Here is a 26006-nt window from a genome sequence, read left to right as displayed (position 1 = left end):
GAAACCGGCTGAACCGGTTACGCATTGCGTCCACATGGAAGAACCGCTGAAGTGCGGCGCGTGTTCCGGATGTTGCGCCCGCTCGCTGTGGGTTTGCTGTGACTGCCGTTGTGCGGGTCGAGGAGCCGCGCAGCGGCGTCTCGAGACCCATCCGTCGTCCGTCGGTGAGAGGATCACCCCATGCCCGATCGCCTGATGCTGCTCGACACCGCGTCGCTGTACTTCCGCGCCTTCTACGGCGTGCCCGATTCGATCAGGCGGGCGGATGGCACGCCCGTGAACGCGGTGCGCGGACTGCTCGACATGATCGCGCGCCTCGTGACCGACTTCGAGCCGACCCACCTCGTCGCGTGCTGGGATGACGACTGGCGGCCGCACTGGCGCGTCGAGTTGATCCCGAGCTATAAGGCGCACCGGGTCGAGGAGGTCGTGCCGGGCGGACCCGACGTCGAGGAGGTGCCCGACCCGCTCGAGGCGCAGGTGCCGATGATCCGCGAGGTGCTCGGCCTGCTCGGCATCCCCGTCGTCGGCGTCGAGGCGCACGAGGCCGACGACGTGATCGGCACGCTCGCGACGGATGCCGGCATGCCGGTCGACGTCGTCACGGGCGACCGCGACCTGTTCCAGCTCGTCGACGATGCCACCGAGGTGCGGGTGATCTACACCGCGCGCGGAATGAGCCGGCTCGAGCTCGTCACCGACGAGTGGGTCGTGGCGAAGTACGGCATCGAGCCGTCGCAGTACGCCGACTTCGCGACACTCCGCGGCGACACGTCCGACGGGCTCCCCGGCGTCTCGGGCATCGGCGAGAAGACCGCGGCCGGCCTGCTCGGCGAGTACGGCTCCCTCGATGCGATGCTCGCCGTCGCCTCCGGCGATCCCGATGCGGCGGATGCCGCGCCGCGGATGTCCGCGACGATGCGCGCCAAGCTCGTCGCCGCGCACGACTACCTGGCGGTGGCGCCCACGGTCGTGAACGTCGTCCGCACGCTCGACCTGCCGTCGACGGAGGACCTCGGCGCGCGCCTCGCCCCCGTCGCGGGGGAGGCGCGGTCGACGCTCGAGTCGCTCGCCGACGAGTGGAACCTCGGCGGCGCGGTGCCGCGGGTGCTCGCCGCGCTCGACCGCACCTGAGCCCCGTTCGGGCGCCGACGCTGGCGGCCGCGCCGGAGAGACCTTCCTTCCGCAAGATCCGGTACCGAAGTACCGAAGTACCGCGAGCTGTGGGATTGGTTGGTGTCTGCGGCTCAGCAGCCGGGGCCGTCGGGCGCGACGCGGCAGTCGCCGGTGACGAGTACGGTGTCGAACTCGCCCACGAGCACGCTCTGCGGTGCGCCGGGAACGCTCAGCGTGCCGTCGATCCACCGCCAGACTGACCCGTTGAACCGGTATTCGGCGACGAACACGACCGCAACGTCGACGGTGTACTCGCCGGAGGCCGTAAATACGTGACTCGTCGTCGTCTGCGTGAACTCGGCCTGCCCGAGCGCCTCCCACGTGGAGCCCGGCGTGGAGGTCTGGACGACGGCGCCGTCCGAGTGGGTCCACCGGTAGGCGACCGGATGGAAGCGCACCTCGGCCGACCGGCCGAGCAGCGTGCCCGACAGCGTTTGCATGGATGACTCGGCCACGAAGTTCGCCGGGAGCCCCACGACCGCCCAGCCGCCGGGTTCCATCTCGCTGCGGGGCTTCGCCGGCCGGAATGACGCGATATCGCGCATCGTCACGGCGGGCTCTCCCGCGGGCGCAGGTTCGGGCTCGGCGCCGGCCATTCGGCACTCCGCGGGATCTACCGGGCTGCAGTAATCGTCGACGGGGACGACGGGGCGTGCGGGTGCCGCTTCGCCCGCCTCCCCGTAGAACACAGGTGAGCGGTCCGTTCGAGAATCATCGGTGCGTACGGGTCCAGACGACACCTGGTCGTACTGCCCCTCGAGCTGCGCCGAGTCCGTCGCGAGTTTGCCGCTTAGTCTGCACACACCTGCAGCAAGCAGCTCTTCTGTGCAGTTCGGCGGCCCGTCTCCAGCGGCTAGAGGCAATACCGCGAACGCAGTCGTCAGCAGAAGTTCTCGCCAGACCAAAGCTCGCTCCCAGCCACCAGCGCAGAGTCGACGCCGAGCTCAAGCGACACCACCAAGGGGACCCGAGTATCGCGGTCAGAGGGTGTCACGTCTGACCCATCAGCATTGATAAGACGAGTGCCTGACACGTCCTGACACGCATACATGACGACAAGCTCATGGTCGCCACCACTCGATCGGTCGACCAATGATGTTGTGTCGAACGAATAGCTTCCCTGAAGACGCAGCCCGGACTCAAGGAAGGTGGAAAGTTCCTTGACTCGGGCGGCGCCATAGTCCTCTGTCGAGACGGAACGGATCCGCTCGACGTCGGCTGTCCCTTGCGCAACTTCTTGGCTCTGACGCAGATACTCCTCATACGCGGCGACCGCCGCGGCCAGCGCTTCCTCGTCCGACGCGAAGATCGGGGCGTTCGTCTCCGTCGCGGAGGGCGAGGGCGTCCGTTCGGCGGGCTCGCCCGGCGCGCACGCGGCGAGCGACACCAGGGTCGCGCTCGCGAGCAGCAGCGCAGCGAGGCGGCGGGCAGTGCGGGGCATGCGCTCCACCGTAGGGGATCCGCGGAGTGCCATCCGGTTTCATCCACAGCCCTGACAGCGGGCCGCGACAGAATGGGGAGCGCAGCGACATCCGCCATCGAGGGAGGCCCCGCGTGGACGACGCGACGAACGTGAGCGAGCACGATCTTGGGCACCTGTGGCGGTGCGTGGAGCTGGCGCAGCAGGCGCGGGATCGCGGGGACCATCCGTTCGGGTCGATCGTGGTCACGTCCGACGGGCGCGTGGTCGAGGCGCTGAACACGGTCGTGACGCGGCGCGATCCGACCGGGCACGCCGAGACGAACGTCGTCTGCGAGGCGGCCGCTCGGCTCGCCCCCGACGAGCACGAGTCGAGCACGCTGTACACGAGCACCGAGCCGTGCGCGATGTGCGCGGGCGCGATCTACTGGAGCGGCATTCCGCGGATCGTGTTCGCGCTGTCGGAGGCGGGCCTCGCGGGCATCGTCGCCGAGCAGGAGGGCGTGCCGACTATGCGCCTGCCCTGCCGCGAGGTGTTCGCGCGCGGCGGACGTGCGGTCGTCGTCGCCGGGCCCGCCGACCTGCCCGAGGCCGTCGACGTGCACGACGGATTCTGGGTCTGACCGCCCCGCGACTCACCCCGGCTCGCGTCCCGCCACGGCCCACGCCCGCGCGGTCAGCGCGATCGACCCGTCGGCACCTGCCACCACCGACGCCCCCACGCGTTCGCGGATCGCCTCGCGTGCGTCATCCGTCAGCTTCGCGAGGTAGGCCGGTGCCGGGCCCTGGCCGCCGAGGAACGGCGTCCAGAGGTCGTCGAAGTCGGCGAAGACGGTGTCGATCTCGATCGGCCAGACGCGAACGCGGGATGAGCCGCCGAGCGCCGACGTCACGGCCTCGCGCAGCGGCTCGGGTCGGCACAGCGGGAAGCGCCGACCCTCGTCGAGCGCGACGGCCTCGGGGTCGACCGCGATGGCCGCGTCCCAGAACAGCCGCATGAACTGCATGCCCTCGGCGTAGTCCCAGACGTACGAGCCGATGATCCCGCCCGGCGCCACGACCCGGCGGAACTCGGCGAGTGCCGCCGCCGGGTCGGGCACGAAGTTCAGCACGAGCCCGGACACCACGACGTCGACGGAGTCGTCTGCGGCGCGCAGCCGCAGCGCGTCGCCCTCCTCGAACCGCACGGCGGGCAGACCCGCCAGCTGCGGCCGGGCCCGCGCGGCGGCGAGGAAGCCCAGTGACGGGTCGACTCCGACGACCGACGCCGGGTCGCACCGGTCGACGATGGCGGCCGTGAGCGCCCCGGTCCCGCACCCGACATCCATCCACCGGATGCCGCGTGCCGCTCCGAGTTCGTCGACGAACCGGTCGGCGACGAGCCGGCTCCAGCGCCCGACGTACCGTTCGTATGGTGCGCCGCGCTGCCACTGGTCCGGGATGGGCATGCGCCGTTTCTACGCCTCCGGCTCCGCCGCGGCAACCGATTCACCCGGCCGGCGCCGAGCTGCGCCGGGCTGCGCCGGCGCTCGGGGCGCGCCCTGATCCGCGAGGGGTCGGGCCCCGATAGCCTCCGCGTATGGACTCGAACCGTCGCGCCATCCGTCGCGCCAGCGCGCGCCCCGACCACAGCCCCAGCCCCACCGCGGGTGCGAGCGCGAGTGCCCGCAGCCGCGCCCGCGTCGCCACCGTCTCCCTCGCCGCCGCCGCCGCAGCCGTCGCGATCACGCTCGCAGGGTGCGCCCCGAGCGGGCCGACCACCTCAGCGACCACCGCCCCGCCCGCCGAGACGACCCCGCCGCCCACGACTCCGATGCCGCCGGCATCCGACACCCCGGCGACTGGCAGCGCCGACCGCCCGCTCGAGGCGATCGACGCGTACGCGCTCTGCCGCGCGCAGACCTACGCCTACTACCCCGGCGACTTCGCGCTGCTCGCCTACGCGCCGTTCAGCGACGCGACCGTGCTGCAGCGCGACGACGGCGACTGGTTCGTCTACATGGAGGTCGACGACGGCAACCGCACGCCCGACCTCGTCGAGTCGGGGGGCAGCGAGTGCATCGTGGGCGGCACGATCGGCGAGCCCGAGTGGGAGTCCTTCGGCGTGATCTCACGGGATGGCGCGGCGGACTCGATCGCGAACTACAACCGTCCGCCGGCTCAGGCGTAGGGTTCGGTGAGCGGATGTCGCGACATCCGCTCACCGTCACGTCGGCACGCCCGGCGCGGTCGGTGCCGATGGAGCGAGCCAGTACTCCGGCGCCGGGAGCATCACGCCGGCCGACGCCGCCCAGATGACGACGAACGCGTAGATCGCGACCGCGATCGCGAGCGCCCCGAGTCCCATCGCGACCGGCACCGCCCACGAGACGGGCACGCCCGCACGACGGTACCGGGGGATCGCCATCCACGGCACCCACATGGCGGCCGCGCCGAACCCCGCGATCCACACGGTGCGCAGCGCCTGCCCCTCGAGCGGCGCGAACAGCGCGATGCCGAGCGCACCCGCGCCGATCAGCAGCCCTGCCCACGCGAACAGGCGCGCCATGCCGAGGCCGCCGACGTCGTACTGGTCCTGCCACCACGGCGTCGGGACCTGGCCCGGCTCGCCGGGCGTGCCGGGCGTGCCGGGCGTGCCGGGTTCGCGTGCGGGCTCGTCGCGGTCGCCGTGTTCGGCCGGGTCGGTCATGCGTCGATCGTACGAGCCGCGGGCCCGCCCCGCGCCATCCGCTCGCCCCGCCCTCCGTTCGCCGGCGCGCTCCCTGCGGCCCTGCGCCAGTTCGGCGCGCTCTGCACCACTTCAGTCGGCGCAGAGCCAGCGGAAGTGGCGCAGCGCTTGGCAAGGGGTGGACGCCGGCGGCGCCCGGCCCGCAGAATGGGCGGGTGCCGCTCGGCACGTCCAGTCCTGATCGACGATGACGAACCGGGGGTACTCCCATGCGTCGCACCGTGTCCGCCGAGATCGCGCTCCGCGTCGACGACCCCGCGCGGCTCGCGTTCATCGTGGCCGTCGTGGGCGCGACATCCGCCGAGCACCTGCAGCTCACCGCGGCGGGCCGCACGGTCGAGCCGGTCGAGCTGACGGATGCCGCGGGCAGCCGCATCCACGTCGTCGATGCGCCCGCCGGGCCCCTCGTGCTCGCCTACGAGGCCGAGGTCGACGGCCGTCACCCGGCCGCGCCCGTGCGGGACGTCGACCTGCTGACCTACCTGCGCCCGAGCCGCTACTGCGAGTCCGACACCCTCGCCGCGACCGCCGCGGCGGAGTTCGCGGGCCTCGGGGGCGTCGCCCTGCTCGACGCGGTCTCGTCATGGGTCGGCACGCGGCTCGCGTACGTGCCGGGGTCGAGCGGGCCGACGGATGGCGCGGTGCAGACCCTGCTCGCACGGCAGGGGGTGTGCCGCGACTACGCCCACCTCGTGATCGCGCTGCTGCGCGGGCTCGACGTGCCGGCGCGACTCGCCGCCGTCTACGCGCCCGGGCTCGAACCGATGGACTTCCACGCGGTCGCCGAGGCGTACGTCGGCGACGCGTGGCACGTCGTGGACGCCACGGCGCTCGCGCCGCGCTCGACGCTGCTGCGCATCTCGACGGGGCGCGACGCGGCCGACACCGCGTTCCTCTCCTCGTACGGCGGCGCCGTGACGCTCGAGTCCATCGAGGTGACGGCGGTCGTCGACGACCTCCCGGGCGACGACGTGACGCGCCTCGTCGAGCTCCGCTGAGGCGCGGGGAGTAGCATCCGTCATCGAGCGTGGCCGAGCGGCCCGCCGTCGAGGAGGAGCTCATGTCGAAGCGGATCTGCGTCACGGGCGCGTCGGGTCTCGCCGGCCGGGCGGTCGTCGCCGACCTGCTCGAGCACGGGTACGAGGTGCTCGCGACCGACGTCGTGTCGCCGTCGCCGCTGCTGCCGCCCCGCTGGTCGCGGCCCGACCTCGTGTACACGCAGGCCGACCTCACCGACTTCGGCGACACGTTCGAGGTGATCAGCGGCGTCGACGCGGTCGTGCACCTCGCGGCGATCCCGGCGCCGACCATCTTCACCGCGGCGCGCACGCTGAACGTGAACAACGCGATGAACTCGAACGTGTTCCTCGCCGCCGCGCAGGCGCGCGTCGAGCGCGTGGTCTGGGCGTCGAGCGAGACGACGCTCGGCCTCGACTTCGGCCCCGACAACCAGCCCTGGTACCTGCCGCTCGACGAGGACCACTACCCGCGCCCGACCTCGACGTACTCGCTGTCGAAGGTGCTCGCCGAGACCTTGGCCGAGCACGTGTCGGCCTGGTCGGGCATCCCGTTCGTCGCGCTGCGCTTCTCGAACGTGATCGATCCGGCGCGGTACGGCGAGTTCGCCGGCTTCGAGGCGGACCCCGCGTCGCGGCTCTTCAACGCGTTCGGCTACATCGACGTGCGCGACGCCGCGCAGTCGGTGCGCCGGGCGCTCGAAGCGGAGGTCTCGGGCGCCCGCGCCTACGTGATCGCCAACGCCGACACCGTCATGTCGCGGCCCACGAGCGCGCTCGTCGACGAGTTCTTCCCCGGCGTCGAGCTGCGCCGCGTGTTCGGCGAGCACGAGTCGCTGTTCTCGATCGAGCGGGCGCGGGCCGAGCTGGGCTTCGAACCCGAACACGGATGGCGCGACTGACGGGCACCGCCGCCCCCTGAACGGGGGCTGCGGACCCGACCCCGCCGTGCAATGCTGACCCCGGCGCCGACGACGACGTCCGCGGAGCCCGCGCGCGAGCGGGCCACAGGGGGACCGCATGCGCACCTCGAACCGCGCCCGCGTGAGCCGGGTCGCACTCGCACTCGCCTGCGTCGCGGGGCTCAGCGGCTGCGTGTTCGGCCAGGTCGAGGCGACCCGTCCGACGACGACCCCGCCCGCGGACCTCACGGCCGCGGGCGGTCCGCTCCCGGGCGACGCGTCGATCGTCGCCGACGAGCTGGCCTGCACCGAGGCCGCCGACAACGCCCCGTGGTACCCGGGCATGGCGACCTTCGAGGTCCACGACTCCGGGCGCACCCACCTGTACGAGTGCGCGAGCTTCCTCGGCGACACGGGCGGCGACGACAACGACGTCTTCGCGTACCAGTCCGAGCAGGTCTACGTCACGCCGTACAACATCGTCGACCGCGGCCCCGACGAGCTGTACGTCTACGGCGGCGGGTACGGCGACGACCCCGCGGCATCCGGATCGTTCGTCTCGCGCGTCGAACCCGCCACGTTCAACGAGGTGTGGCGGCGGGTGCTCATCAACACCCACGTGACGGACGAGTGGAACTACCCCGGCGTGCTCAACGCGCTCGCCGACGACGACCTCATCGTCGTCTACGGCTACCGCATCGCCCGGCTCGACCCCGACACCGGCGACGTGCTCGCGCAGACGACGCTGCCGACCGGCGATTCCGACCCGGGGAACACCGCCTACAACGGCTACGACGCGTTCCCCGACGGCACCATCATCGCCAAGACGGTGAACCGCCAGCCCGGATGCACCGAGCAGGGGTTCTCCGCGTTCCTGCAGTGCCCCGACCCGTCGTCGGCGCCCGCGTCGGTGCTCGTCGCGATCGACCCGGGCACGCTGGAGGTCATCGACCAGGTCACGCTGCCCGAGATGATGGGCGGCCGCGTGACCACGACGGTCTACGAGGGCGAGAACATGATCTACCTGCCCGGCGCGACCAAGCTGTACCGCTACACGTTCGCGGACGGCGAGCTGGCGGCGGATGACTCGTGGGGCCCCGTCGACTACCTGAAGGACGGTCAGACCGCGGCCTCCGCCATGGCCGTCATCGGCGACCAGGTCGTCGGCATGACCAACGGCGGCGCGCCGACCTCGACGCCCATGAGCGTCTTCGCGGTCAGCCAGGCGGATGCCACGCAGGTCGCGAACCTCCAGCCGTTCGCCGACTCCGGCTCCGACAACAGCTTCATCCCGTCGATGGTCTCGGCCGACCCCGAGAACGAGCGCGTCTACGTGATGGACGCGGGCGCCGCGATGCTCGGCGGCGTCGACGTCGGCGACGGGGAGCTCACGCTCGCATGGTCGGAGGAGCAGCGGACGCTGAGCTTCACGACGCTCATCGGGCCGGCCGACGAGCGCGTGCTGATCGGCACCCACATCCCGGTGAAGACCTTCTCGCAGCTGCAGGACTACACGACCGAGGAGGTCGTCTGGCGCGACGCCGACTCGGGCGATGAGCTCGCGCGCTCGAGCGTCTTCCCGAAGATGACGACCGGGATCCTCGTGACGCCCGGGTTCGGCGGCGTCCAGTACTACCTTCAGGCCGACGGCCACATCGTCGGGCTGCAGGTCGCGCCGACGCCGGCCCCGGCGACGGCCACGCCCACGCCCTCGCCGTCCCCCTCGCCGTCCCCGTCGCCGTCGACGTCGGGCTGAATCGGACCCCGGGCTCAGGCCGCCATCGCGTCGCCGACCGCAGCCGGCACGAACGAGACCGCGAGGATGCCGAGGGCGGCGACCCCGAGCATGAGCCCGGCGGTCGCGGGGCCGCTGGGGCGCTGCCCCGAGCGACGGGCGGCCGCCTGGACGAGGCCGCCGAGCACGACGGCGAGCACGCCGAGCACCGCGAGCACGCCCGTCGCGGCCGGGGGCCGGACCGGGGTCACGAACGCGACCGTCGCGGCGACCGCTCCGAGCGTCATGGCGAGGAATCCGAGGAGGCGCAATGCGCCCTGCACGACCGGCGGATCGGCCTGGGGATCGGGTGCGGCGGGACCGCGCGCGACAGCGGACATGCGTGACCGACCCCCCTTCTCCGATGCCCCGCGATCGCGGGCCTGGTTCCATCCTCCCGCGGCCGGAAAGCGAGAAACCCTTCTGTGACGCTCCGAACGATTGCGATCCGATCACGACGGTTGCGATCCGATCACGACGGTCACGGCGCGGTCACGAACGGACGGACGTCCCCGTTCGGTCACGTTCCCCAATGCTCAGCGGGCGTCCAGCCATCCGATAATCGACAGGTGTAGATTAGATGTGACGATGAGGTCGACACCGAGACCCGCTCCACCAGTCCGAGCCGCGATGCCGACCTCCCGAACAGAAGGAGAGTCATCGAATGGCACGCGTCAGCGGAAAGGTCGCACTCATCAGCGGCGGAGCACGGGGCATGGGGGCGTCGCACGCGCGACTGCTCGTGCAGGAGGGCGCGAAGGTCGTGATCGGCGACCTGCTCGACGACGACGGCGCCGCGCTCGCCGCGGAACTCGGCGAGGAGAACGCGCGGTACGTCCACCTCGACGTCACCGACTACGCGCAGTGGGAGGCCGCCGTCGCCGCGGCCAGCGACGCGTTCGGTCGCCTCGACGTCGTCGTCAACAACGCCGGCATCGCGAACTTCGGCCCGATCGAGGACTACACGATCGAGGCGTGGCAGAAGATCCTCGACATCAACCTCACCGGGGTCTTCTACGGCATCAAGGCCGCCATCCCGGCGCTCAAGCAGTCGGGCACCGGCTCCATCATCAACATCTCGTCGACGGCCGGCATCCAGGGCTACGAGGCACTGCCCGGCTACAACGCCGCGAAGTTCGGCGTGCGCGGGCTCACCAAGAACGCGGCGCTCGACCTCGGGCGCTACAACATCCGCGTCAACTCGGTGCACCCGGGCGTCATCCGCACGCCCATGACCGAGGCGCTCGACACCCCGCAGAACCACGTCGCGCTGCACCGCGTCGGCGAGCCCATCGAGCTGTCGAACCTCGTCCTGTTCCTCGCGAGCGACGAGTCGAGCTTCTCGACGGGTGCCGAGTTCATCGCCGACGGCGGCGAGACCGCGGGCCTCGCGCACTACGAGAGCTGAGGTCAGGGCCGCACGAGGCCGAGCTCGACGAGGCTCCGCGCCGACGCGAGCACGGCCTCCTCACGCGGTCGCGGCACCCAGCCGAGCACGCGCGTCGCCTTCTCGTGCGACGCGTCGAGGCGCACGTCGAGCTCGGCGGCCATCGCCCGCAGGTCGGCGCTGAACGGTGCACCCGCGCGCACGATCCAGTCGGGGATCGTGCGCGTGGGCACGCGCCGCGCCCGGTCGCCGAGCTCGGCGCGCAGCAGGCGTGCGAGCTCCGCGTAGGTGAACGCGTCGCCCGAGACGGCGAGGAACCGCTGGCCCGCGGCATCCGGATGTCGCATCGCGCGCACGTGCAGGTCGGCGACGTCGCGCACGTCGACCGCGTTGAACGTGCCGCGCGGCACGGCGGGGAACCGGCCGTCCAGCAGCGAGCGCAGCAGGCCGAGCGAACTCGAGAGGTCGCTGCCGATCGCCGGGCCGAACACGCCGACCGGGTTCACGACCGCCAGCTCGAGGCCGCGGCCCTCGCGCGCGACGAAGTCCCATGCGGCGCGCTCGGCCAGCGTCTTGGATCGCACGTACGCGGTGACGCCTGGGCGGTCGGGATCGGTCCAGTCGGTCTCGGTGAACCGCCGGCCGGGATGCGGCCCGTACCCGACGGCCGCGAACGACGACGTGACCACGACGCGTCGCACGCCCGCGTCGCGCGCGGCCCGCAGTACGCGGAGGGTGCCGTCGCGCGCGGGCGCGATCAGCTCGTCCGCGTTCCGCGGCTGGCGGGGCGGGAAGGGGGAGGCCACGTGCAGCACGAACGTCGCGCCGTGCACGGCGTCGCGCCATCCGGTGTCGTCGAGCAGGTCGGCCGCGACGATCTCGACCGCGCCCGGGTCGGCGCCGCCCGACCGCACGAGCGCGCGAAGGTCGTCGGCGCGGGCGAGGCCCCGCACGGTCGTGCGGACCCGCGTGCCGTCGGCGAGCAGCCGGAGGATGCAGTTCACCGCGATGAACCCCGTGCCGCCCGTGACCAGCACCAGTTCGTCGTCCATCCGCGCCTCCGGCTCGGACTCTACTCCGCCTCCGTCGCGACGCCCGGCGCCGTGGGTAGGGTGACGGCATGACGAACGCGGATGCCGCGCCGGCCGCCGGCCTCGGACCGTCCGCCGGCGACGACCCGCGCCTGCTGCGAACGCGCGCCGCGCTCACCTCCGCGCTGCTGCGCCTGCTCGAGCACGCGCCGCTCGACGAGATCTCGGTCGCCGCGCTCTGCCGCGAGGCGGGCGTGCACCGCACCACGTTCTACGGGCACGCCCCGAACGTCCACGCCTTCGCGCTCGCCGTGTTCACGCAGGACCTCGACCAGCTCACGGCCGTCGCGGTCGAGCCGTCGTTCGAGACGCCCGAGCACATCGCCGAGCGGTACCTCGACTCGCTCGTGCGCGTGCTCGAGCACGTCGCCGACGAGCGGGCGGGCTATCGGGCGCTGTTCGGCTCGGCCAGCCGCGGCGTCTTCCGCGCCGCGCTCGACGAGCGGATGCGCCGGCGCGCGCGCATCGCGCTCGAGGTGTGGCGCGCCAAGCGCGTGCCGGGCGCGCCCGTCGCCGATGCGGCGATCGACGAGGCCGCGGCGTTCATCGCCGGTGGGCTCGTCGGCGCGGTCGAGACGTGGGCGATGGGCGACGAGACGGATGCCGCGGCATCCGCTGCCCGCATCTCGGCGCTCATGCCGGGCTGGTGGCCCCGCCGCCGCTGACGTCGACGGACCCGCCCCGGGTCGCCGCCGCCCACCGGTCGATCAGGATCGGGATCAGCGTGCGCACCCAGAACGATGGGAGCACGTGGCCGTCGCTCATGCCGCTCCCGGTGACGAACTCGGCCACGCGCAGCGGCTCCGTCGTATCCGTCAGCGCGTGCCCCGTGATCCGCTGGAACTCGCGCTGGACGGTGCTGCGCACGTCCCAGAACGCGGTCGGCATCGGCACGCCCGCGAGGTCGCGGCGCATCGCCTCCCAGAGGCGCGGGTCGCCGCGCAGCCCCCACTGCATGACGCCGCGCTCGAACAGCGAGGCGAAGTCGGCATCGGATGTCGCGGGGCTGGCCGTGGAGGGCATGCGGCCACGGTACCCCTGCGCGTCGCCGACGTCACTCGGTCGCGAGGGTGGGCTCGCGAGGCGGGCCGATCCGGAGTGGCGCGAGGCCGGGATGCTGCTCGACGCCGACGCGACCGTGGGTGGCGAGGATCGACCAGACGGCGACGAGGGGCGCGCCGCGGCCGACCAGGCGCATCGGAGCGACGCCCGGGAACTCGAAGGTCACGCTCCAGACCTCGGGGGAGGGATAGCACGCCGACATGGTGTCGAAGGGGAACGAGAGCCATTGACCGTTCGCATGGACGGCGAGCCGCTGGTTGGAGATGAGGATCCGGGCGTGCTGCTGCTCGCGCCACTGCTCGGCGGCCTGCCGCATCGCGGCCGACTTCGCCGAGGCGTTCGCCACGGCATCGATCGCGAGTCCGGCCATGACGAACGAGGGACGCCCGAGGTACATGGTGTTCTGGCTCCGGTACTCGACGGTCGTGCCGTAGAACCGCTCGTATCGGGCGTCGACGTCGTAGAAGAACACCTCGTCGCGCGCTGGGATCAGCCCCCACACGGTGATCGGCGACGGGAGTCGATCCTCCCGCACCTGTCCGACCAGCGCGGTGGCGGCGGCCCAGGCATCCCGGTCGGCGTGATGCTCGGCGAGCGCGGCCTGCTCCTGCGGCGTCAGGATGCCCCGCCGGCGCCGCCCGTGCTCGTAGGTCCGGATCGCGTTCCGGATCGCGACGACGATGCAGATCACCGCGCCGACGGCGACGAGCGGCCAGGCGATCAGCTGGGTGACGACGAGGTTGAGCGCCTCAGGTGAATCGGCCGTCATGGCGTTCGAAGTCACTCCACCGAGCACGGCGACGCCGAGGAAGAGCACGAGCAGGAGGACGATCGGGATGATCCATCCGAGATGTCGGCGCACGCGGGAGATCGTATCGAGCCGACTGACGGATGCCCGGATATCCGCCATGGGTTCCGGATCTCGTGCGCGATCCTTGCGATCGGTGGCATCCTTGCCAGATGACCAGGCGCAACCATCGCGTCGCGGTGCTCGTGCTCGACGGCGCGAAGCCGCTCGACGTCGGCATCCCGGCGCAGACCTTCACGACCCGCGCCAGCATGCCGTACGAGGTGCGCGTCTGCGGCGCGCACCCCGGACCCGTGACGGGCGGCGACGGGCTCTCGTACCACGTGGCCGACGGGCTCGAGGCGTTCGAGTGGGCCGAGACGATCTTCATCCCCGGGTACCGGCACCCCGATCGCGAGGACCCGCCGGCCGCGGTCGTCGATGCGCTGCGCGCCGCGCACGATCGCGGCGCCCGGATCGCCGCGATCTCGACGGGCGCGTTCGCGCTCGCCGCGACGGGGCTGCTCGACGGACGTCGGGCCACGACGCACTGGCACTACACGCGGGCGCTCGCGGCGCGCCATCCACTCGTCCGGGTCGACGAGAACGTGCTGTTCGTCGACGAGGGGCAGGTGCTGACGTCGGCGGGCGCGGCATCCGGAATCGACCTCTGCCTGCACCTCGTGCGGCGCGATCACGGCGTCGCGGTCTCCAACCACGCCGCACGGCGGCTCGTCGCGGCGCCGTACCGCAGCGGCGGGCAGGCACAGTACGTGCCGCGCGCGCTGCCCGAGCCGCTCGGCGACGTGTTCGCGGCGACGCGACAGTGGGCGCTCGAACACCTGGACGAGCCGCTCACGCTCGTCGACCTGGCGCGCAATGCGAACGTGTCGCCGCGCACCTTCTCGCGGCGGTTCGTGGACGACACGGGCTACACGCCCATGCAGTGGATCCTGCGCGCCCGCATCGACCTCGCGCGCGAGCTGCTCGAGCGCACCGACTTCGGCGTCGAGCAGGTCGCCGACCGGGCCGGGCTCGGCACGGGCGCGAACCTGCGGCTGCACTTCCAGCGGATCCTCGGCACGTCGCCGAGCGAGTACCGGCACACGTTCGCCGCGTGAGCGCGGCGACGCGCGGCCGGACCGCCCGGACCGTCAGGCGCGCGCCTCGGAGAGCAGTGCGGCGTGCTCGGTGCGCGCGAGGAAGTCGCGGATGGTGTCGCGGCTGCGCGTGAGGCACGCGATCCGCTCCTCGATGCCGGTGAGCTCGCGCGCGAGCATGTCGGCGACGGTGCGCGGGCAGCTGGGCCGCTCGTCGGCCGCCGCATCCTCGAGCTCGAGCACCTCCTTGACGAGGCGGGTCGTGAGCCCGGCCTGCACGAGACCGGCGATGCGGATGACGCGGGCGACGTGCTCCTCGTCGTACTCGCGGTACCGGTTGGCCTGCCGGGTCGGCGCCAGCAGGCCCTGCTGCTCGTAGTAGCGGACGAGCCTGGGGGACACGCCCGCGCGGCTCGCGAGCTCGCCGATCCTCATGCGGCCACCCTCCCGTTCGCGATCTGCGAATCGACCTGTGACGCAGACCTTGACATTGACATCAATGTCAAAGTTTAGCGTCGAGACATGACCGACACCACCGCCTCCTCCGTCGCCCGTTCCGCGGCGTCCTCCGACGCGCCCGTGCGCGACCCCGGCATCCCGTGGCCGTCGCTGCTCGTGCTCGGCGGTACCGCGTTCGTCATGGTCACCGCCGAGATGCTGCCGACCGCGGTGCTGCCCGAGATGAGCACGGGCCTCGGCGTGAGCGAGGCGCAGACCGGTCTCCTCGTGTCCATGTGGGCGGCCGTCGTGGTCGTCGCGAGCCTGCCGCTCGTGCGGGTGACGCGGCGGCTCGACCGACGGGCCGTCGTCGTCTGGAGTCTCGTCGGGCTCGCGGCATCCGTCGTCGTGACCGCCCTCGCGCCCACCTACCCCGTCGCCGTCGGCGGACGCCTCGCCGGGGCGCTCGCCGTGGGACTGCTCTGGGCGACGACCAACGCGTACACCGCCGACCTCGTCGCGGATCGCCACCTCGCGCGGGCGGTCGCGGTCGTGCTCGGCGGGGCGACGCTCGGCACGGTGCTCGGTACGCCGGTCGCGAGCCTCGTCGCGCAGGGCCTCGGATGGCGCGCGGCGTTCGCGGGTCTCGCGGTCGCCGCGCTCGTCGCCGCCGTGCTCGTTCGGGCGGTGGTGCGGCGCCCGCCGGCGTCGCCGCGAGCGGTCGCATCCTCCGTCGCCAGCGGGACGGAGGCGTCGACGGCACGTGCCGCCTCGGCGGGCCTCGGCCCGATGTTCGCGATCGTCGGGCTCGTGGCACTGCTCATGGTCGGGCACTACGGCGCCTACACGTTCGTGACGCGTCTCGTGGAGGCGCCGGCGGCGGGGGTGCCGGGAGGTGTCGGCGGGATGCTGCTCGTGTTCGGCGTCGCATCCTGGGCGGGGATCGTCCTGGCAGGCCGGTTCGGCGAGCGGACCGGGCGCATGCTCGTCGCGGGGGCCGCCGCGACGGCCGCCGCCGTCGCCGCGCTGGGCGTGGTCCACGTGCATCCGCTCGTCGGCGTCCTCGTGGTGACGGTGTGGGGTGCGGCCTCGGGCGCGCTTCCCGCGCTCGCGCAGACGATGATCCTCCGGCTCGCCGGAACCGAGCGGCGAGACCTGGCGGGCGCGCTGATCCCGGTGGTGTTCAACCTGGGCATCGCGATCGGCGCAGCGCTCGCCGCGCTGGTCGTCGGCGCCTCGGGCACGGCGGCCCTGCCGCCGCTGGGCGCCGCGGTCGTCGCGGTCGCAGCGCTCGGGCTCGGGGTCGTCGTGCGGGAACGTCCGCGTTCGGCGCGGGCCTGAGGGTCAGCGACCCGAGCGGCTCGTCGTCAGCTCACCCGTGCGACTCGCGTCGCGCACCGCCGCCACCGCGGGTCCCGGCCGCATCGCGGTCGCCGGTCGGGTCGCCCGCATCGCCCGCGTTGCGAGGCGGACGATCGCGTCGAGCATCCGCGCGGCGATCACGCCGATCAGCGCGCCGACGGTGTTCGCGACGAGATCCCGCGGGTCGGAGATGCGGTCCGACATCGGGATCTGCACGAGCTCGATCGCGAGGCTGAATCCCGCGCCCAGCATCGCCGGCACCAGGAACGACACGCCGCGCAGGGCGAACGCGAGCAGCGCGCCCAGCGGCACGAACATGAGCACGTTGAGCACCATCTCGGACTCGAGGCCCGTCGTCCAGGTCGACGGCTCGAACCAGAGCCGCCAGTCGAGCACCCCGTTCGGGGACTGGTTGCCGAAGCCCGCCCACGGGACCGGGCCGAGGGTCGCCCAGAGCACGAGACCTGCGTAGAGGAACAGCAGGACGGCGGCGGTTCGGGACGGGCGCATCCCCCAATGCTGGCGAGGCTGCCTGAGACTCCCCTCCGAGTCGCCCATGCGCGGCCAGTGCGGGCGCTGTGCGAACTCACCCTCTCTTCGAGTGGGCGATCTTGGCGGCGGCGCTGGTCCGGAAGGCGCCGACATCGCCCACTCGTGACGGGATGGCGAGATCCTTTCGCATGCTGGCGCTCAAGCCACTGCCGCGACATCCGCTCGGTGACGACAGTGGGATGCGGCAACAGAAAGGAACCACCTGCCATGACTCGCATCGCCGTCAACGGTTTCGGTCGAATCGGCCGCAATGTCGTCCGCGCCCTCATCGAGCGCGACGCCGACCTCGAACTCGTCGCCGTCAACGACCTCACCGACCCCGCCGCGCTCGCGCGCCTGCTGAAGTACGACACCGTCGGCGGCCGCTTCGGCCGCACGGTCGAGGTCGACGGCGACACGCTCGTCATCGACGGCCGCCGCGTGAAGGTGCTCGCCGAGCGCGACCCCGCCAAGCTGCCCTGGGGTGAGCTCGACGTGGACGTCGTGCTCGAGTCGACCGGTCGCTTCACCGACGCCGAGGCCGCGCGCGCGCACCTCGACGCCGGCGCGAAGAAGGTGCTCGTGAGCGCCCCGGCGAAGGGCGCCGACGTGACCCTCGCCTACGGCGTGAACACCGACGCCTACGACGCCGACGAGCACGTGATCGTCTCGAACGCGTCGTGCACGACGAACGCGCTCGCGCCGCTCGCGAAGGTGCTCGACGACCTGGCCGGCATCGAGCACGGCTTCATGACCACCGTGCACGCCTACACGCAGGACCAGAACCTGCAGGACTCGCCGCACTCCGACGCGCGTCGCGCGCGCGCCGCGGCCGAGAACATCGTGCCGAGCTCGACCGGTGCCGCGAAGGCCATCGGCCTCGTGCTGCCCAACCTCGACGGCAAGCTCAACGGCGACGCGATGCGCGTGCCGGTCCCGGTCGGCTCGATCGTCGAGCTCAACGCGACGGTCGCGAAGGAGGTCACGCTCGAGGAGGTCCTCGCGGCGTACCGCGCGGCCGCCGAGGGCCCGCTCGCCGGCGTGCTCGAGTACTCCGAGGAGCCGCTCGTCTCGAGCGACATCGTCGGCAACCCGCACTCGTCGATCTTCGACGCCGCCCTCACGCGCGTCGACGGCAAGCACATCAAGGTCGTCGCCTGGTACGACAACGAGTGGGGCTTCTCGAACCGCGTGATCGACTCGCTGCAGCTGCTCGCGGCCTGACCGCGAACGACTGAGTCCGGTCGGTCCGGGGAGCCGGTCCCCGGACCGATCGGCCCCGACATCGCGTCGGCGGGGGAGTGGAGCCCTCGCCGGCGCGATCGCGTTCCGGCCGCGGACGGGCGGATCGCTATCGGGGAGCGCGCGAGTACCGGGAGCCGGGTGGCAGCTTGTCGACCGCGGCGCGGAGCGTGGGGCGCGGCATCCGCTCGGCCTCGGCGTCGAGGAACGCCACGAGGCGGTCGGGGTCGATGCCGCCGAGGTGCCGCAGCGCGATGCCGACGGGATTCGCGACGACGGGGTCGTGATCCTGCATGAGCCGGGCGGCCAGCCGGAGCAGGTCGTCGCGCGCGGCGGCGTCGCCGCGGCGGAGGAAGCCGAGCGGCGCGGTCATCGCGGTGCGGCGGCGCAGCGGGTCGGATGACTCGGCCAGGGCGAACAGCGGGTCGCGCGAGCGCGTCAGCAGGTACTCGCCGATCACGCGCGGCGCCGCGCGGTCGACCATGTCCCACGTGTCGATGCGGTCGTGGCGGCGCAGGTAGAGCTCGTACCGGTCGCGCCGAACGGCGTCGTCGCGCCCGCCGGGGCCGCGCACGGCGAAGTCCATGACGCAGAACGCGGCGAGGCGCGGCTCGTACTCGGGTTCGTCGAGCAGCCGCTCGATCTCGTCGATCGGCATGGCGGCATAGCGCTTCGTGATCTCGAACAGCACGCCCATCCGCACGCCGAGCACCGCGGCACCGCCGTGGTAGTGCTTCTGCGGGTACTCGTCGGGTCGCGCGGCGGCCCGCAGCTCGGCGAGCAGGGCCGATGCGGATGCGGAGGCGGTCGCGTCCATGCGGTCAGGCTAGCGCGGGCCCGGCGCCGCGCCGGAAGACGAGCGTGTCGAGCAGCGTCTCGAGCGAGCGCTGCATGCGCTCGTCGGTCCAGGCCTCGGGGTCCTCGATCGACTTGACCTCGGAACCGCGGCAGTACAGGTACAGGATGTCGGCGATGCGCGCCGCCTCCTCGCGATCGACGGGTGCGTCCGAGCCGTCGGTGCGCCGCACCTCGCCGGCGCCCGCGAGGAACTTCTCGTAGGTGGCATCCGTCACCGACCGCACGACCTCGTAGGCGCGGCGGTTCGCGCCGTGCACGTCGGCGATCACCTCCACCCACAGGCTGCGCAGCACCTGTTCCTCGGCCGAGGTGCCGCACATCCAGCGCGCGAGCTCGGCGAGGCGTTCGACGCCGACGAGGTCGCCGAGGTGCGCGGCGCGGTCCTCGTCCCACCGGGCCCGGGCATGCTCGAGCGCGTTGGCCATGAGATGGGCGCGGGACGGCACGAAGTTCGTGATGTAGGCGGTCGAGCGGCCGAGGCGCTCGGCGACCGCGCGGAGCGTGACGGCCTGCGTGCCGCGCTCCTGGGCCACCTCGATCGTGGCGCGAGCGATGTCGGCGAGGCGCTCGCCGCGGACGACCTCGATGGGCATGTTGACAGCCTGCCACGCGCGCGGCTACGTTTCCAACCACTGTTGTAAAACGGTGCTTTCTCTTGCGGGTCGTGTCGTGGTGAAGCCGCGCGGAGGCCTCGAGACCGACAAGGAGTCCCATGACCGCGAACGGCGGCGTCTCGTTCTGGTGGCAGCAGCTCGGCGTGCCCGACCCGCGGCCGAGTCTGCCGGGCGACCGCGACGTCGACGTCGCGATCGTCGGCGGCGGCTACACCGGCCTCTGGACGGCCTACGCGCTCAAGCGCGAGCAGCCCGACCTGCGTATCGCCGTCCTCGAGCAGCGCTTCGCCGGCTTCGGCGCGTCGGGGCGCAACGGCGGATGGCTCACCAACTCGGTCACGGGCGGGCGCGAGCAGTACGTGAAGCGCCACGGCCGCAACGCCGCGATCGCCCAACAGCGCGCGCTCAACGAGACCGTCGACGAGGTGATCGAGGTCGCCGCGCGCGAGGGCATCGACGCCGACATCCACAAGGGCGGCGAGCTCGAGGTCGCGTACGCGCCCGCGCATCTCGCCCGACTGCGGGCGTTCGCCGAGTCCGAGCGGTCGTGGCCCGTGACGGATGTCGTCGAGCTCGATGCGCGCGAGACGGCCGAGCGGATCGCCGTGGCGGGCGTGCTCGGCGGGGTGTGGCATCCGCACTGCGCCCGCGTGCACCCGGCGAAGCTCGCGCGCGGCCTCGCGGCGGCCGTGGAGCGGCTCGGCGTCGACGTGTTCGAAGGCACGACGGTCACCGAGATCCGGCCCGGCGAGGCGCGCACCGACCGCGGGACCGTGCGCGCCGAGTTCGTCATCCGCGCGACCGAGGGCTTCACGCCCGACCTGCGCGGCGAGCACCGGACCTGGCTGCCGATGAACTCGTCGATGATCGTGACCGAGCCGCTCGCGGCATCCGTCTGGGATGCGATCGGATGGCACGGCCGCGAGACCCTCGGCGACTTCGCGCACGTCTACATGTACGCGCAGCGCACCGCCGACGACCGGATCGCGTTCGGAGGACGCGGGGTGCCGTACCGCTACGGCTCCCGCGTCGACGACGACGGCGTGACGCAGGCCCGCACGATCGAGAGCCTGACCGCGCTGCTGCGCCGGTTCTTCCCCGCGGCGGCCGGCGCTGCGATCGAGCACGCGTGGGCGGGCGTGCTCGGCGTGCCGCGCGACTGGTCGGCGACGGTCGGGCTCGACCGTGCGAGCGGTCTCGGTTGGGCCGGCGGCTACGTCGGCACCGGCGTGACCGCGACGAACCTCGCCGGGCGCACGCTCGCCGACCTCGTGCTCGGCCGCGAGACCGAGCTCACGCGGCTGCCGTGGGTCGGGCACCGCGTGCGCAGGTGGGAGCCCGAACCGCTGCGCTGGCTCGCCGTGCAGGCGATCTACGGGGCGTACCACGCGGCCGACCGCGCCGAGCTGCGGGGTCGGCCGACGACCTCGCCGGTCGCGCACGTCGCCGACCTCGTCGCGGGGCGCTGATCCGGGCGCTGAGCCGGGTGCCGAGTGCGCCCGACCTGGCGGTTCCGAGTCCCGATTCGGCAGTCCGAGCCGTCGCGCCGTGTCGGAGGCACCCGCCAGACTGAGCGGGTGACTCGACGCGGACTCTTCCTCTTCGCGGCGCTCGGCATCGCCTGGGGCATCCCGTACCTGTTCATCAAGGTGGCGGTGAGCGAGCTCGAACCGGCGATGGTCGTGCTGGGCCGGTCGGCGCTGGCCGCGCTGCTGCTGATGCCGCTCGCGTTCTTCCGCCGCGAGGTGTGGCAGGTGGTGCGGCGGTGGAAGCCGATGCTCGCCTACACGGTCGTCGAGATCATCCTGCCGTGGTACTTCCTCAGCTCGGCCGAGCAGCGGCTGCCCAGTTCGACGGCGGGGCTGCTCCTGGCCACGGTGCCGCTCGTCGGCGTGGCGATCGCGTTCATCATGGGCCGGCCCGAGCGGCTCACGCGCCTGAACTGGCTCGGCATCGCGTTCGGCATGCTGGGCGTGGCCGCGCTCGTCGGGCTCGACATCGCGGGTTCCGACCTGATCGCGGTCGCCGAGATGGCGGTCGTCGTGGTCGGCTACGCGCTCGGCCCGGCGATCCTCGCGCGCTGGATGCCCGACCTGCCCGGCGTCGGCGTGGTCGCGGTATCGCTCGCCGCCACCGCGATCGTGTACGTGCCGTTCGTGCTCGTCACCGGTGCCTGGCCCTCGGCCTGGCCTTCGACCGCCGTCATCGTGTCCATCGTCGTGCTCGCCGTGATCTGCAGCGCGCTCGCGTTCCTGCTCATGGTCGCCCTCATCGGCGAGATCGGGCCGGTCAAGGCGACGGCGATCACCTATGTCAACCCGGCGGTCGCGATCCTCGCCGGCGCGCTCATCCTCGGCGAGCGGGTCACGGTGTGGACCATCGTCGGATTCGCGCTGGTCCTCCTCGGCTCCTTCCTCGTGACGCGGAAGCGGAAGGAGCTGGTCGCCGCCGAAGGCGTCGAGGAGGCCTGCGCCGAGCAGGCGGCCGAGCCGGGCGCGCCGTCGTCGGCCGGCGCCGTCGACACCGCCGTCGAACGACCACGTCGATGATTCCCGGGGGCCGTGTCGATCGCGCGGCATCCCGTTCGACGTCCAGAGTGAGGGCGGATGGACCGCCCGCACCGACCCGCACAGGAGACCGACATGCGCACCCTCATCGTCACCGAGTTCATCACCCTCGACGGCATCGTCGACTCGCCCGGCGGCGGCGACCACCCGCGCGCCGGCTGGACCTTCAAGGAGGTCCCGTTCGTCGAGGAGGCCTACGAGATCAAGGGCCGCGAGCAGCAGGAGGCCGCCGCGATGCTCATCGGCCGCGTCAGCTACGAGGAGTTCGCACCCGTCTGGCCGAGCATGGAGGAGGAGTTCGCCGAGTACAACGCGATGCCGAAGTACGTCGTCTCCTCGACGCTCACCGACCCCGAGTGGAACAACACGACCGTGCTGCGCTCGCTCGACGAGGTGGCTGAGCTGAAGCAGGGTGACGGCGGCCCGATCATCGTGCACGGGAGCGCGACGCTCGCACAGGGCCTGGCCGAGGCGGGCCTGGTCGACCGGTACCACCTGCTCGTCTTCCCCGTCACGCTCGGCGAGGGCAAGCGCCTCTTCGACGGCCGCGCGCAGGGCACGCTGAAGCTCGTCGAGCACGAGGCCTACTCGAACGGCGTAGTGAAGAACGTCTTCGACGTGGTGCGCTGAGGCGGGGCGGGGCGGAGCGGGGCGACGGCTGGGCGGATGGCGCGGCTCGCGCCATCCGCTCAGGACTGCTCGCCCGGCACGCCCGCGAGGAGCTCGGCGAACACGTCGCGCGCATCGTCGTGCACCGCGAGCCGCGCCGACTGCCCCATCCACAGCGACAGCAGGTCGCCCTTGCCGAGGCGCGCGGCCACGTTCCGGAACCCGCTCGTGAGCCAGTTCTGGATGGGGAACGGCGCGATCGCGCCATCCGCCTCGATCTCGCGGATGGCGCGATTCGGGGCGCCGCGCGCGAGGCGTCCGCTCATCGCGCGAGTGAGCACGGTGTCCTCGGCGGGCGTCGACTCGATCGCGCGCCGGTACGCGTCGATCGCCGCCGACTGCCGGGTGTGCAGGAACGCGGTGCCGACCTGCACGCCCCCGGCGCCGAGCGCGAGGGCCGCCGCGACGCCGCGCCGGTCGGCGATGCCGCCCGCAGCGATCACGGGCACGTCGACCGCGTCGACGACCTGCGGGATCAGCGAGATCGACCCGACGAGCGAGTCCTCGGGGGCGCGGAGGAACGCGACCCGGTGGCCGGCTGCCTCGAGCCCGGTCGCGACGATCGCATCCACGCCGCCCGCGGCCAGCGCGACCGCCTCGGCGACCGTGGTGGCGGTGCCGACCAGCTTCATGCCGCGTTCGCGGGCGCGCTCCACCACGTGCGCCGGCGGCACGCCGTACACGAAGCTCACGACCGCTGGCCGAACCTCGAGCACCGCGTCCCACTGCTCCTTGAACGGCGGCATGTACCGTTCGGGCGGCGCGGTCGGCACGGGCGTGTCGACCCGGTTGTAGAGGGGGCGGACGGCCTCGACGGCACGCTCGAACGCGCCCGGCGGCGGCGGGCCATCCGTCGACAGCGGCAGCCACAGGTTGAGCGCGAACGGCGCGCTCGTCGCGGCCCGGAGTTCGGCGCCCGTGCGGACGATGCGCTCGGCGTCGTACCCGTAGAGGCCGTACGAGCCGAGCCCGCCGAGTTCGCTCACGGTCGCGGTCAGCTCGACCGACGACAGCCCGCCGAACGGCCCGAGCACGATCGGATGGCGGACGCCGAGCAGTTCGACCAGGCGGGAGGTCGCGTGCGTCGCATCCGTCATGTCGTCCTCCGCTCTCGCGTCTCCGGCCGCGCGGCGGGGCCGGACGGAGCGCCCCGGTGTGGTCACTCCGAGCGACGGGTTCCGCAGCTCCAGCACGTGCCTCCCTCGACGAGTGCCCCGCACTCGTCGCAGGTCGCCGCGAGCCAGCAGACGTCGCCGCTGACTCCATCCTGCTCCCGATCGGGTCGGGGGCGAGTGCCGAATGACCCGTCGCGATCGTCCACGCCGCAATTGTGACGCGTGAGCGTGCCGTTGTGTTACTCCGGAGGACACCCTCCGCCGCTCCGGCGCGAGGATCGAGGCATGCCCAGCTTCCGCCGCACGATGCTCAAGTCGAAGATCCACCGCGCGACCGTCACCCATGCCGACCTGCACTACGTGGGCTCGCTCACGGTCGACCTCGACCTGCTCGACGCGGCCGACCTGCTGCCGGGCGAGCTCGTCTCGGTCGTGAACATCAACACCGGGGCGCGCTTCGAGACGTACGTGATCGCGGGCGAGCGCGGCTCGGGCGTGATCGGCGTGAACGGCGCCGCCGCGCGGCTCGCGGCCGCCGGCGACCTCGTGATCGTCATCTCGTGGGCCTCGGTCGAGTCGACGGATGCCGCGGCGTTCGCGCCGCGCGTCGTGCACGTCGATGCGGCGAACCGCATCGCCCTGCTGGGAACGGATGCCGCGGCCGCCGTCGTCGACGGCGTGATGGTGCCGCCGCACGTGTACGTGGGGTAGCCACCGACACGAAAAGCCCCCGAAACGCGCCGGGTGCATACTGATCCCGAGCCGCCGCCCGCGATCCGCACGCGACCCAGCCGGCGGGTGAGGAGACCCGGATGAACCGTGCCGTCCGCTTCGACGACATCCGAGCCCTCCTCGTCTCGCACATCGACAACGCGGGCATCTCGCGCGTGAAGGTGCTGCCGCACCGCCGCCTGCTATCGGCGAGCACGCACGGCGTCACGATCTCGAACAGCGCCGGCTTCCTGTTCTCGGTCGACGACCACCTCAACTCGACCCCCGAGCTCGACCCCGTCGTGGGCGACCTGCGCGGCATCGCCGACATCTCGTCGATGGCGCTGCTCGACGCCGCGTCGGGGCTCGCGTGGGCGCCCGCCGACCTGTACGCGCTCGACGGCACCGTGCACCCGGCGTGCACGCGGTCGGCGCTGCGCCGCGTGGTCGACGACGCGCACGACGCCCGCCTGACGTTCTCGGTCGGGTTCGAGCTCGAGTGCAGCGTGTTCCGCGGCACACCGCACGACCTGGTCACCGCGACATCCGGCCCCGCCTACTCGACGCGCGCCGTGCTCGAGGTCGAGGCATTCGCGCTGGCCGCGCTCGCCGCGCTCGACTTCGCGGGCGTGCCCGTCGAGCAGATGCATCCGGAGTTCGGCAACGGCCAGCTCGAGTTCGCGTTCGCGCCGCGCGACCCGCTCGCGGCGGTCGACGACCTGGCGCTCGCGCGCGTCGTGCTCACGCGCGTCGCGCAGGCGCACGGGCTGCTGGTCTCCTTCGCACCCGTGCCGATCGTGGGCGGGGCGACGAACGGATGCCACGTGCACCTGTCGGCGACGCGCGAGGGTCGCAACCTCTTCGCCGATCCGGCCGCGCCCCACGGGGTCTCGGAGGACGGCGGCCGCATGATCGCGGGCATCCTCGACCGGCTCGAGGAGGGCGTCGCGCTGCTCGGCGGCAGCGTGCTCTCGTTCGCCCGGCTGCGCCCGCACACGTGGGCCGGCGCCGACGTGTGCTGGGGCCCGGCGAACCGCGAGGCGGCGATCCGGTTCGTGCGCGGCCAGGCGGGCATGGGCGCCGAGCAGTCCAACATCGAGGTCAAGCCCGTGGATGGCGCCGCCAACCCCTACCTCGCCGTGGCCGCGATCCTCGCGGCCGCACTCGACGGGGTCGCGCGGGGCGCGCGGCTACCCGAGCCCGTGCACGTCGACCCGAGCACGCTGACCGCCGAGGAGCGTCGTGCGGCCGGCATCCGGCCCTTGCCCGCCGACCTCGGCTCGGCGCTGCACCGGCTCGAGTCGAGCCGGTTCTACCGCGGCGTGTTCGGCGACGTGCTGCTCGACGCCTACGTCGCGACGCGTCAGCACGAGTGGGAGGCGTACGGCGAGATGCGGCCCGAGGCGGTCGCCGAAGTGGTGCGCTGGCGGTACTGAGCAGGAGCGCCTCGCGGCGT

29 protein-coding genes are annotated in these 26006 nt (G+C 72.7%); 16 read left to right on the top strand and 13 right to left on the bottom strand.

Annotation, left to right across the window (positions count from 1 at the left end; translation table 11 throughout):
• Positions 1–180 precede the first annotated feature (180 nt).
• A complete protein-coding gene (locus tag AC3RKB_RS02840; protein ID WP_491434463.1) occupies positions 181–1134 on the top strand; it encodes a 5'-3' exonuclease in 954 nt (317 codons plus the stop codon).
• A gap of 113 nt (positions 1135–1247) precedes the next feature.
• On the opposite strand, the gene AC3RKB_RS02835 is transcribed toward AC3RKB_RS02840, so the two are convergent.
• A complete protein-coding gene (locus AC3RKB_RS02835; RefSeq protein ID WP_491434462.1) occupies positions 1248–1727 on the bottom strand; it encodes a PKD domain-containing protein in 480 nt (159 codons plus the stop codon).
• Positions 1728–2056: 329 nt separating this feature from the next.
• On the bottom strand, positions 2057–2617 hold the full coding sequence (locus AC3RKB_RS02830) for a hypothetical protein (RefSeq protein WP_491434461.1): 561 nt from the start codon (positions 2615–2617) through the stop codon (positions 2057–2059).
• A 113-nt stretch (positions 2618–2730) separates the two neighbouring features.
• On the opposite strand from AC3RKB_RS02830, the gene AC3RKB_RS02825 reads away from it, so the two are divergent.
• Complete coding sequence (locus tag AC3RKB_RS02825) at positions 2731–3219, top strand: nucleoside deaminase (RefSeq protein ID WP_491434460.1); 489 nt, start codon at positions 2731–2733, stop codon at positions 3217–3219.
• 12 nt (positions 3220–3231) lie between these two features.
• Here AC3RKB_RS02825 and AC3RKB_RS02820 read toward each other — a convergent pair whose 3' ends face one another.
• Positions 3232–4044 (bottom strand): class I SAM-dependent methyltransferase, encoded by an 813-nt coding sequence (locus AC3RKB_RS02820; RefSeq protein ID WP_491434459.1) that lies wholly within the window; start codon positions 4042–4044, stop codon positions 3232–3234.
• Between the two features lie 131 nt (positions 4045–4175).
• Here AC3RKB_RS02820 and AC3RKB_RS02815 point away from each other — a divergent pair, with 131 nt between their 5' ends.
• Positions 4176–4766: a hypothetical protein gene (locus AC3RKB_RS02815; protein ID WP_491434458.1), complete on the top strand. Its 591-nt coding sequence runs from the start codon at positions 4176–4178 to the stop codon at positions 4764–4766.
• 36 nt (positions 4767–4802) lie between these two features.
• Here the strand turns inward: AC3RKB_RS02815 and AC3RKB_RS02810 are convergent, their stop codons facing one another.
• Positions 4803–5285 (bottom strand): hypothetical protein, encoded by a 483-nt coding sequence (locus AC3RKB_RS02810; RefSeq protein WP_491434457.1) that lies wholly within the window; start codon positions 5283–5285, stop codon positions 4803–4805.
• A gap of 248 nt (positions 5286–5533) precedes the next feature.
• On the opposite strand from AC3RKB_RS02810, the gene AC3RKB_RS02805 reads away from it, so the two are divergent.
• From AC3RKB_RS02805 to AC3RKB_RS02795, 3 genes are all read left to right on the top strand, one after another.
• Positions 5534–6322: a transglutaminase-like domain-containing protein gene (locus AC3RKB_RS02805; protein WP_491434456.1), complete on the top strand. Its 789-nt coding sequence runs from the start codon at positions 5534–5536 to the stop codon at positions 6320–6322.
• Between the two features lie 29 nt (positions 6323–6351).
• The gene (locus AC3RKB_RS02800; RefSeq protein WP_491434455.1) at positions 6352–7242 is read left to right on the top strand and encodes an NAD-dependent epimerase/dehydratase family protein; all 891 of its coding nucleotides are present in this window, start codon (positions 6352–6354) and stop codon (positions 7240–7242) included.
• Between the two features lie 118 nt (positions 7243–7360).
• Complete coding sequence (locus AC3RKB_RS02795) at positions 7361–8998, top strand: hypothetical protein (RefSeq protein ID WP_491434454.1); 1638 nt, start codon at positions 7361–7363, stop codon at positions 8996–8998.
• Between the two features lie 14 nt (positions 8999–9012).
• On the opposite strand, the gene AC3RKB_RS02790 is transcribed toward AC3RKB_RS02795, so the two are convergent.
• On the bottom strand, positions 9013–9357 hold the full coding sequence (locus tag AC3RKB_RS02790) for a hypothetical protein (protein WP_491434453.1): 345 nt from the start codon (positions 9355–9357) through the stop codon (positions 9013–9015).
• A 323-nt stretch (positions 9358–9680) separates the two neighbouring features.
• On the opposite strand from AC3RKB_RS02790, the gene AC3RKB_RS02785 reads away from it, so the two are divergent.
• Positions 9681–10424: a glucose 1-dehydrogenase gene (locus AC3RKB_RS02785; RefSeq protein ID WP_491434452.1), complete on the top strand. Its 744-nt coding sequence runs from the start codon at positions 9681–9683 to the stop codon at positions 10422–10424.
• A gap of 2 nt (positions 10425–10426) precedes the next feature.
• Here the strand turns inward: AC3RKB_RS02785 and AC3RKB_RS02780 are convergent, their stop codons facing one another.
• Positions 10427–11455 (bottom strand): NAD-dependent epimerase/dehydratase family protein, encoded by a 1029-nt coding sequence (locus AC3RKB_RS02780; protein WP_491434451.1) that lies wholly within the window; start codon positions 11453–11455, stop codon positions 10427–10429.
• A gap of 68 nt (positions 11456–11523) precedes the next feature.
• Between AC3RKB_RS02780 and AC3RKB_RS02775 the strand changes: the two genes are divergently transcribed.
• A complete protein-coding gene (locus AC3RKB_RS02775) occupies positions 11524–12159 on the top strand; it encodes a TetR/AcrR family transcriptional regulator (RefSeq protein ID WP_491434450.1) in 636 nt (211 codons plus the stop codon).
• On the opposite strand, the gene AC3RKB_RS02770 is transcribed toward AC3RKB_RS02775, so the two are convergent.
• Positions 12128–12517 (bottom strand): hypothetical protein, encoded by a 390-nt coding sequence (locus tag AC3RKB_RS02770; protein WP_491434449.1) that lies wholly within the window; start codon positions 12515–12517, stop codon positions 12128–12130. The genes AC3RKB_RS02775 and AC3RKB_RS02770 overlap by 32 nt on opposite strands.
• Positions 12518–12548: 31 nt before the next feature.
• Positions 12549–13418 carry a hypothetical protein gene (locus tag AC3RKB_RS02765; RefSeq protein WP_491434448.1) on the bottom strand — a complete coding sequence of 290 codons (870 nt, stop codon included), beginning with the start codon at positions 13416–13418 and terminating at the stop codon, positions 12549–12551.
• A 98-nt stretch (positions 13419–13516) separates the two neighbouring features.
• On the opposite strand from AC3RKB_RS02765, the gene AC3RKB_RS02760 reads away from it, so the two are divergent.
• A complete protein-coding gene (locus AC3RKB_RS02760) occupies positions 13517–14464 on the top strand; it encodes a GlxA family transcriptional regulator (RefSeq protein WP_491434447.1) in 948 nt (315 codons plus the stop codon).
• Between the two features lie 33 nt (positions 14465–14497).
• Here AC3RKB_RS02760 and AC3RKB_RS02755 read toward each other — a convergent pair whose 3' ends face one another.
• Complete coding sequence (locus tag AC3RKB_RS02755) at positions 14498–14878, bottom strand: MerR family transcriptional regulator (RefSeq protein WP_491434446.1); 381 nt, start codon at positions 14876–14878, stop codon at positions 14498–14500.
• An 87-nt stretch (positions 14879–14965) separates the two neighbouring features.
• On the opposite strand from AC3RKB_RS02755, the gene AC3RKB_RS02750 reads away from it, so the two are divergent.
• Entirely contained in the window at positions 14966–16222 is a 1257-nt protein-coding gene (locus tag AC3RKB_RS02750; RefSeq protein ID WP_491434445.1) for an MFS transporter, read from the top strand.
• A 3-nt stretch (positions 16223–16225) separates the two neighbouring features.
• Here AC3RKB_RS02750 and AC3RKB_RS02745 read toward each other — a convergent pair whose 3' ends face one another.
• On the bottom strand, positions 16226–16753 hold the full coding sequence (locus AC3RKB_RS02745) for a VanZ family protein (protein WP_491434444.1): 528 nt from the start codon (positions 16751–16753) through the stop codon (positions 16226–16228).
• 249 nt (positions 16754–17002) lie between these two features.
• Here AC3RKB_RS02745 and gap point away from each other — a divergent pair, with 249 nt between their 5' ends.
• Entirely contained in the window at positions 17003–17998 is a 996-nt protein-coding gene (gap, locus tag AC3RKB_RS02740) for a type I glyceraldehyde-3-phosphate dehydrogenase (protein WP_491434443.1), read from the top strand.
• 127 nt (positions 17999–18125) lie between these two features.
• Here gap and AC3RKB_RS02735 read toward each other — a convergent pair whose 3' ends face one another.
• Both AC3RKB_RS02735 and AC3RKB_RS02730 read right to left on the bottom strand, forming a co-directional pair.
• Entirely contained in the window at positions 18126–18833 is a 708-nt protein-coding gene (locus tag AC3RKB_RS02735) for a DNA alkylation repair protein (RefSeq protein WP_491434442.1), read from the bottom strand.
• A gap of 4 nt (positions 18834–18837) precedes the next feature.
• Positions 18838–19467 carry a TetR/AcrR family transcriptional regulator gene (locus AC3RKB_RS02730; RefSeq protein ID WP_491434441.1) on the bottom strand — a complete coding sequence of 210 codons (630 nt, stop codon included), beginning with the start codon at positions 19465–19467 and terminating at the stop codon, positions 18838–18840.
• A gap of 119 nt (positions 19468–19586) precedes the next feature.
• Here AC3RKB_RS02730 and AC3RKB_RS02725 point away from each other — a divergent pair, with 119 nt between their 5' ends.
• The 3 genes from AC3RKB_RS02725 (at position 19587) to AC3RKB_RS02715 (ending at position 22685) form a co-directional block, all read left to right on the top strand.
• Positions 19587–20957, top strand: coding sequence for an NAD(P)/FAD-dependent oxidoreductase (locus tag AC3RKB_RS02725; RefSeq protein WP_491434440.1), 1371 nt, complete (start codon positions 19587–19589; stop codon positions 20955–20957).
• A 108-nt stretch (positions 20958–21065) separates the two neighbouring features.
• Positions 21066–22037: a DMT family transporter gene (locus tag AC3RKB_RS02720; RefSeq protein ID WP_491434439.1), complete on the top strand. Its 972-nt coding sequence runs from the start codon at positions 21066–21068 to the stop codon at positions 22035–22037.
• A gap of 93 nt (positions 22038–22130) precedes the next feature.
• Positions 22131–22685, top strand: coding sequence for a dihydrofolate reductase family protein (locus AC3RKB_RS02715; protein ID WP_491434438.1), 555 nt, complete (start codon positions 22131–22133; stop codon positions 22683–22685).
• Between the two features lie 59 nt (positions 22686–22744).
• Here AC3RKB_RS02715 and AC3RKB_RS02710 read toward each other — a convergent pair whose 3' ends face one another.
• Positions 22745–23821: an NAD(P)H-dependent flavin oxidoreductase gene (locus tag AC3RKB_RS02710; RefSeq protein WP_491434437.1), complete on the bottom strand. Its 1077-nt coding sequence runs from the start codon at positions 23819–23821 to the stop codon at positions 22745–22747.
• A gap of 303 nt (positions 23822–24124) precedes the next feature.
• On the opposite strand from AC3RKB_RS02710, the gene panD reads away from it, so the two are divergent.
• Together panD and AC3RKB_RS02700 are read left to right on the top strand one after the other, a co-directional pair.
• Positions 24125–24550, top strand: a complete 426-nt coding sequence (panD, locus tag AC3RKB_RS02705) for an aspartate 1-decarboxylase (protein WP_491434436.1) — start codon at positions 24125–24127, stop codon at positions 24548–24550.
• Positions 24551–24651: 101 nt separating this feature from the next.
• A complete protein-coding gene (locus AC3RKB_RS02700; protein WP_491434435.1) occupies positions 24652–25986 on the top strand; it encodes a type I glutamate--ammonia ligase in 1335 nt (444 codons plus the stop codon).
• The last annotated feature ends 20 nt before the right edge of the window (positions 25987–26006 follow it).

The organism is Agromyces capsici, from assembly GCF_058349965.1.
Note: the sequence above shows the minus strand (reverse complement) of the source record. Positions and strands in the feature narration are given on the sequence as shown.